At 74.0% G+C, this 6,726-nt stretch carries 6 protein-coding genes; 3 read left to right on the top strand and 3 right to left on the bottom strand.

Annotated features, from left to right (window positions below; translation table 11 throughout):
- Positions 1–339: 339 nt before the first annotated feature.
- Positions 340–1,344 (bottom strand): stage II sporulation protein M, encoded by a 1,005-nt coding sequence (locus ACFW1A_RS36880; protein WP_380417350.1) that lies wholly within the window; start codon positions 1,342–1,344, stop codon positions 340–342.
- 206 nt (positions 1,345–1,550) lie between these two features.
- On the opposite strand from ACFW1A_RS36880, the gene ACFW1A_RS36875 reads away from it, so the two are divergent.
- Positions 1,551–2,669: an RDD family protein gene (locus ACFW1A_RS36875; RefSeq protein WP_380417352.1), complete on the top strand. Its 1,119-nt coding sequence runs from the start codon at positions 1,551–1,553 to the stop codon at positions 2,667–2,669.
- A 16-nt stretch (positions 2,670–2,685) separates the two neighbouring features.
- Here ACFW1A_RS36875 and ACFW1A_RS36870 read toward each other — a convergent pair whose 3' ends face one another.
- Complete coding sequence (locus tag ACFW1A_RS36870; RefSeq protein ID WP_380417354.1) at positions 2,686–3,315, bottom strand: hypothetical protein; 630 nt, start codon at positions 3,313–3,315, stop codon at positions 2,686–2,688.
- 96 nt (positions 3,316–3,411) lie between these two features.
- Here ACFW1A_RS36870 and ACFW1A_RS36865 point away from each other — a divergent pair, with 96 nt between their 5' ends.
- Entirely contained in the window at positions 3,412–4,041 is a 630-nt protein-coding gene (locus ACFW1A_RS36865) for a hypothetical protein (RefSeq protein ID WP_380417354.1), read from the top strand.
- A gap of 16 nt (positions 4,042–4,057) precedes the next feature.
- Here the strand turns inward: ACFW1A_RS36865 and ACFW1A_RS36860 are convergent, their stop codons facing one another.
- Positions 4,058–5,176 (bottom strand): RDD family protein, encoded by a 1,119-nt coding sequence (locus tag ACFW1A_RS36860; protein ID WP_380417352.1) that lies wholly within the window; start codon positions 5,174–5,176, stop codon positions 4,058–4,060.
- A gap of 206 nt (positions 5,177–5,382) precedes the next feature.
- Between ACFW1A_RS36860 and ACFW1A_RS36855 the strand changes: the two genes are divergently transcribed.
- On the top strand, positions 5,383–6,387 hold the full coding sequence (locus ACFW1A_RS36855) for a stage II sporulation protein M (RefSeq protein WP_380417350.1): 1,005 nt from the start codon (positions 5,383–5,385) through the stop codon (positions 6,385–6,387).
- The last annotated feature ends 339 nt before the right edge of the window (positions 6,388–6,726 follow it).

Here is a 6,726-nt window from a genome sequence, read left to right as displayed (position 1 = left end):
CTGGCGTTGACTTTTGGCACGCTGTTGAGTTCTCAAGGAACGGACGCTTCCTTCGAGTTGATTTCTCAACCCTCCGGGCTTCGTTCTTTCGTGTTCTCAGCTTATCAGACCCGATTCGCACCGTTTTACCGGTCGATTTCTCATCCGAATTCCCGCTGAGCGAGGGGGCCGACCGGGTCGCATCCTGCTGGACGCCTGACCGCAGCTTGGCCGTGTCGTAGACACTACGCTCGGACCAGGCTGTTTGTCCAGCCCGTCCCAACCGTTCGAATCTACTAGCCGGTCAGTTCCGTGTCAACGGTTCTGTCGGCGAAGGAAAGACTACCAGCTCGTGACGGGTCATCCCGCCACGGGCTGCAGGTCGCCGCGGTCGACCGACTCCAGGTCGCCGGTCTCGCCCTCGGCCGCGGCTCGGCGGCCCAGTACCAGGGCGTAGACCAGGAAGAGCAGCTCGGCGGTGACGCCGATGCCGATCCGGGCCCAGGTGGGCAGACCGGACGGGGTCACGAAGGCTTCCAGCAGGCCGCTGACGAACAGGACGACGGCCAGGCCGATGGCCATGCCGATGACGGCGCGGCCCTGCTCGGCCAGGGCGACCGAGCGCGGTCGGGGGCCGGGGTCGATCACCGTCCAGCCCAGGCGCAGGCCCAGCCCGGCGGCGACGAACACGGCGGTGAGCTCCAGCAGGCCGTGCGGGAGCAGCAGGCCGAGGAAGAGGTCGAGGCGGCCCGCCGAGGCCATCAGGCCCAGGCCGACGCCGAGGTTCAGCACGTTGGTGAAGAGCACCGTCAGCACGGGGATGCCGAGGAAGACGCCGAAGACCAGGCACATCGCGGCGATCCAGGCGTTGTTCGTCCAGACCTGGGCCGCGAAGGAGCTGGCGGGGCGGTCGCTGTAGTACGCCTCGTACTCGCCGCCGGGGCGGGTCATCTCGCGCAGCTCGGCGGGGGTGGCCAGGCTGTCCCGGACCTCGGGGTGGGTGGCGACCCACCAGGCGACCAGTGCCGCGCCGAGCAGCGAGACCACCGCGATCGGTATCCACCAGCGGCGGGAGCGGTACAGCGCCGCCGGGAAGCTGACGGTGAAGTAGCGGGCGGCGTCCCGCCAGCCGGCCGCGCGGCTGCCCGTAACGGCGGTGCGGGCCCGCGCCACCAGCGTGGTCAGCCGGCCGACCAGCGCCGGGTCGGGGGCGGTGGCCTGGACCCGGGCCAGGTGGCCGGTGACCCGCTGGTACAGGGTGACCAGCTCGTCCACTTCCTCGCCGTTGAGCCGGCGCTGCCTGCTGAGCGTCTCCAGGCGCGCCCACTGGGCCTGGTGGGCGGCGACGAAGACATCCAGGTCCATGACGGCTCTGCTCCCTCGGACGAACGGCGACTCGGTGGACGGGCGACGCGGCGGACACCCGGTTCGGCGGGTGCGGGCCGGCGAACAGGTGGACGAAGCAGGCTCAGCTTGCCAGAGTCCGTACCGGGTGGGACGGGCCTTCCCCGGCATCGGACGGGTCCGTAGGGTTGGCGCGTTACGTGATCGAGTGGACGGGGCGGGGTTCAGTGAGCGACCTGGTGACGGGGGAGGCCGTAGTCCTCGGCCTGCGGACGGCGAAGTTGCCGAGCCGGGCGTTGGCGCAGTTCCTGGACCTGCTGGCGGAGTTCGCGGTCTTCCTGATCGTGGTGCTGGTGCTGGCGGCCACGCTGGACCAGTTGGACTCGGCGGCCGCCGCCGCGGTGATGATCGCCCTGATGGTGCTGCTGCTGGTCGGGGTGCCGGTCGGGTTCGAGACGCTGAGCCACGGGCGGTCGCTGGGGAAGATGGCGCTCGGGCTGCGGGTGGTGCGGACGGACGGCGGGCCGATCCGGTTCCGGCACGCGCTGGTCCGCGGGCTGGTGGGGATCTTCGAGATCCTCATGTTCAGCGGGGTGCCGGCGGCGATCACGTCCCTGGTGAACGCGGACGGCCGTCGACTCGGCGACATCTTCGCCGGCACGGTGGTGGTCCGGGAGCGGGTGCCGGCCGGGCAGCAGGGGGGCGGGCCGACGGTGGCCCCGCCGCCCCAGGTGATGGCCGCACTCGGCGGTGAGCTGGTCCGGCTGGACTTCTCCGCGGTGCCCGAGGGGCTCTGGCTGGCGGTTCGCCAACTGCTCGGCCGCACCGCCGAGTTGGACCCGGCGGTGGCGCTGCGGATGGCGATGCAGCTGGCCGGCGACCTGTCCGCGCGGGTGCACTGGCCGGTGCCGGCCGGGCTGCACCCGGCGCTCTACCTCGGCGCGGTGCTGACCGAGCGGCAGCGCCGGGAGTGGGAGCGGGCCGCGGCGGCCGGCGCGTTCGCGCCGCCGGTCGTGCCCGCGCCGTACGGGCCGTACGCGCCCTCCCCGCAGCCGGCCGCCCCCTTCGGCCCGCCGGCCGGGTACGCCGCGCCCGGGCCGCAGCCCGTCCAGTACGGTCAGCCCGTCCAGTACGGCCACCCGGTGCCCGCGCAGCCTCCGGTCGGGCCGGCGACGGGTGTCCCGCAGCAGGCCGGGCAGCCGCAGGACGCGCCGCCGGCGATGCAGCCGATGGCGCCGCCGCCGGTCATGCCCGCCGCCGCGCCGCCGGTCGCACCGAGTGCGCCGGTCCCCGCTCCCCCGGCGCCCGCCGACGAACCGGGGACCGGCTTCGCGCTGCCCGGCTGAGCCGGTCGGACCCCGCTCAGCCCCGGGCCGGCCACGGGTTCGGCGGTGACTCCAGTTCCTCCAGCTCCAGCCCCGGCGCGGCCAGCACCACGTCGCCAGCCAGGTGGACCTCCTGCAGCTCGCCGGTCGCCAGGTCGGTCAGCTGGTACCGCTCGACCCGCAGCGGCCCGCTGTCGGTGGGGTGCTCCTCGACGCCGGCCAGCCGCCAGCCCTGGTCGACGGTGCGCGGGGCCAGGGCCGCGCCGGTGAAGGAGACCAGCCGCACCCGGGCCGTGCCGCCCTCGGCCAGGGCGAGCAGCCGGGCGGTGGCGATCAGGAAGGCCGGCGAGTCCCCGGCGAAGCCGTGCGCCCGGTCGTGCCCCTCGGTGGCGGCGGCGCCGGCGGGGTCGGCCGGGTCGGTCCGCACCCAGGCCACGCCGTCCACCGCTCCTCCGCGCACCTGCCAGCCGCCGGCCCGCAGCTCCATCCGCAGCGGGCGGCTGCGCGAGTCCAGGGTGAGGTCGCAGCTGCTCAGCACCGTGCCGTCCGGTGCGTAGGTCTTGGACACGTACCGCCAGCCGGCCGCGCCCGGGGCGCAGCTGAACCGCTCCTCGCCGAGCGGGCTGCCGTCGTGCGGGTCGTGGTGGGAGTAGCGGCCGTTGGGCATGGTCAGAGCCTACGTGCCGGGAAACGGCGCGGGGCCCGGTACCGTCCGCGGACGGTACCGGGCCCCGCGCCGTTTCCCGGCACGTAGGCTCTGACCATGCCCAACGGCCGCTACTCCCACCACGACCCGCACGACGGCAGCCCGCTCGGCGAGGAGCGGTTCAGCTGCGCCCCGGGCGCGGCCGGCTGGCGGTACGTGTCCAAGACCTACGCACCGGACGGCACGGTGCTGAGCAGCTGCGACCTCACCCTGGACTCGCGCAGCCGCCCGCTGCGGATGGAGCTGCGGGCCGGCGGCTGGCAGGTGCGCGGAGGAGCGGTGGACGGCGTGGCCTGGGTGCGGACCGACCCGGCCGACCCCGCCGGCGCCGCCGCCACCGAGGGGCACGACCGGGCGCACGGCTTCGCCGGGGACTCGCCGGCCTTCCTGATCGCCACCGCCCGGCTGCTCGCCCTGGCCGAGGGCGGCACGGCCCGGGTGCGGCTGGTCTCCTTCACCGGCGCGGCCCTGGCCCCGCGCACCGTCGACCAGGGCTGGCGGCTGGCCGGCGTCGAGGAGCACCCCACCGACAGCGGGCCGCTGCGGGTCGAGCGGTACCAGCTGACCGACCTGGCGACCGGCGAGCTGCAGGAGGTCCACCTGGCTGGCGACGTGGTGCTGGCCGCGCCGGGGCTGGAGCTGGAGGAACTGGAGTCACCGCCGAACCCGTGGCCGGCCCGGGGCTGAGCGGGGTCCGACCGGCTCAGCCGGGCAGCGCGAAGCCGGTCCCCGGTTCGTCGGCGGGCGCCGGGGGAGCGGGGACCGGCGCACTCGGTGCGACCGGCGGCGCGGCGGCGGGCATGACCGGCGGCGGCGCCATCGGCTGCATCGCCGGCGGCGCGTCCTGCGGCTGCCCGGCCTGCTGCGGGACACCCGTCGCCGGCCCGACCGGAGGCTGCGCGGGCACCGGGTGGCCGTACTGGACGGGCTGACCGTACTGGACGGGCTGCGGCCCGGGCGCGGCGTACCCGGCCGGCGGGCCGAAGGGGGCGGCCGGCTGCGGGGAGGGCGCGTACGGCCCGTACGGCGCGGGCACGACCGGCGGCGCGAACGCGCCGGCCGCCGCGGCCCGCTCCCACTCCCGGCGCTGCCGCTCGGTCAGCACCGCGCCGAGGTAGAGCGCCGGGTGCAGCCCGGCCGGCACCGGCCAGTGCACCCGCGCGGACAGGTCGCCGGCCAGCTGCATCGCCATCCGCAGCGCCACCGCCGGGTCCAACTCGGCGGTGCGGCCGAGCAGTTGGCGAACCGCCAGCCAGAGCCCCTCGGGCACCGCGGAGAAGTCCAGCCGGACCAGCTCACCGCCGAGTGCGGCCATCACCTGGGGCGGCGGGGCCACCGTCGGCCCGCCCCCCTGCTGCCCGGCCGGCACCCGCTCCCGGACCACCACCGTGCCGGCGAAGATGTCGCCGAGTCGACGGCCGTCCGCGTTCACCAGGGACGTGATCGCCGCCGGCACCCCGCTGAACATGAGGATCTCGAAGATCCCCACCAGCCCGCGGACCAGCGCGTGCCGGAACCGGATCGGCCCGCCGTCCGTCCGCACCACCCGCAGCCCGAGCGCCATCTTCCCCAGCGACCGCCCGTGGCTCAGCGTCTCGAACCCGACCGGCACCCCGACCAGCAGCAGCACCATCAGGGCGATCATCACCGCGGCGGCGGCCGCCGAGTCCAACTGGTCCAGCGTGGCCGCCAGCACCAGCACCACGATCAGGAAGACCGCGAACTCCGCCAGCAGGTCCAGGAACTGCGCCAACGCCCGGCTCGGCAACTTCGCCGTCCGCAGGCCGAGGACTACGGCCTCCCCCGTCACCAGGTCGCTCACTGAACCCCGCCCCGTCCACTCGATCACGTAACGCGCCAACCCTACGGACCCGTCCGATGCCGGGGAAGGCCCGTCCCACCCGGTACGGACTCTGGCAAGCTGAGCCTGCTTCGTCCACCTGTTCGCCGGCCCGCACCCGCCGAACCGGGTGTCCGCCGCGTCGCCCGTCCACCGAGTCGCCGTTCGTCCGAGGGAGCAGAGCCGTCATGGACCTGGATGTCTTCGTCGCCGCCCACCAGGCCCAGTGGGCGCGCCTGGAGACGCTCAGCAGGCAGCGCCGGCTCAACGGCGAGGAAGTGGACGAGCTGGTCACCCTGTACCAGCGGGTCACCGGCCACCTGGCCCGGGTCCAGGCCACCGCCCCCGACCCGGCGCTGGTCGGCCGGCTGACCACGCTGGTGGCGCGGGCCCGCACCGCCGTTACGGGCAGCCGCGCGGCCGGCTGGCGGGACGCCGCCCGCTACTTCACCGTCAGCTTCCCGGCGGCGCTGTACCGCTCCCGCCGCTGGTGGATACCGATCGCGGTGGTCTCGCTGCTCGGCGCGGCACTGGTCGCCTGGTGGGTCGCCACCCACCCCGAGGTCCGGGACAGCCTGGCCACCCCCGCCGAGCTGCGCGAGATGACCCGCCCCGGCGGCGAGTACGAGGCGTACTACAGCGACCGCCCCGCCAGCTCCTTCGCGGCCCAGGTCTGGACGAACAACGCCTGGATCGCCGCGATGTGCCTGGTCTTCGGCGTCTTCCTCGGCATCCCCGTGCTGACGGTGCTCTTCACCAACGTGCTGAACCTCGGCGTCGGCCTGGGCCTGATGGCCTCGGCGGGCCGCCTCGACCTCTTCCTCGGCCTGCTGCTCCCGCACGGCCTGCTGGAGCTCACCGCCGTGTTCGTCGCCGCCGGGCTGGGCCTGCGCCTGGGCTGGACGGTGATCGACCCCGGCCCCCGACCGCGCTCGGTCGCCCTGGCCGAGCAGGGCCGCGCCGTCATCGGCATGGCCATCGGCCTGGCCGTCGTCCTGTTCGTCAGCGGCCTGCTGGAAGCCTTCGTGACCCCGTCCGGTCTGCCCACCTGGGCCCGGATCGGCATCGGCGTCACCGCCGAGCTGCTCTTCCTGGTCTACGCCCTGGTACTGGGCCGCCGAGCCGCGGCCGAGGGCGAGACCGGCGACCTGGAGTCGGTCGACCGCGGCGACCTGCAGCCCGTGGCGGGATGACCCGTCACGAGCTGGTAGTCTTTCCTTCGCCGACAGAACCGTTGACACGGAACTGACCGGCTAGTAGATTCGAACGGTTGGGACGGGCTGGACAAACAGCCTGGTCCGAGCGTAGTGTCTACGACACGGCCAAGCTGCGGTCAGGCGTCCAGCAGGATGCGACCCGGTCGGCCCCCTCGCTCAGCGGGAATTCGGATGAGAAATCGACCGGTAAAACGGTGCGAATCGGGTCTGATAAGCTGAGAACACGAAAGAACGAAGCCCGGAGGGTTGAGAAATCAACTCGAAGGAAGCGTCCGTTCCTTGAGAACTCAACAGCGTGCCAAAAGTCAACGCCAG

The sequence above is a fragment of the Kitasatospora sp. NPDC058965 genome (genome assembly GCF_042741245.1).
Lineage (GTDB): Bacteria > Actinomycetota > Actinomycetes > Streptomycetales > Streptomycetaceae > Kitasatospora.
Note: the sequence above shows the minus strand (reverse complement) of the source record. Positions and strands in the feature narration are given on the sequence as shown.

Coding starts and splice junctions, on each gene's coding strand:
- ACFW1A_RS36880 (WP_380417350.1), bottom strand. CDS start 1,344: ATGGACCTGGATGTCTTCGTCGCCGCCCACCAGGCCCAGTGGGCGCGC.
- ACFW1A_RS36870 (WP_380417354.1), bottom strand. CDS start 3,315: ATGCCCAACGGCCGCTACTCCCACCACGACCCGCACGACGGCAGCCCG.
- ACFW1A_RS36865 (WP_380417354.1), top strand. CDS start 3,412: ATGCCCAACGGCCGCTACTCCCACCACGACCCGCACGACGGCAGCCCG.
- ACFW1A_RS36855 (WP_380417350.1), top strand. CDS start 5,383: ATGGACCTGGATGTCTTCGTCGCCGCCCACCAGGCCCAGTGGGCGCGC.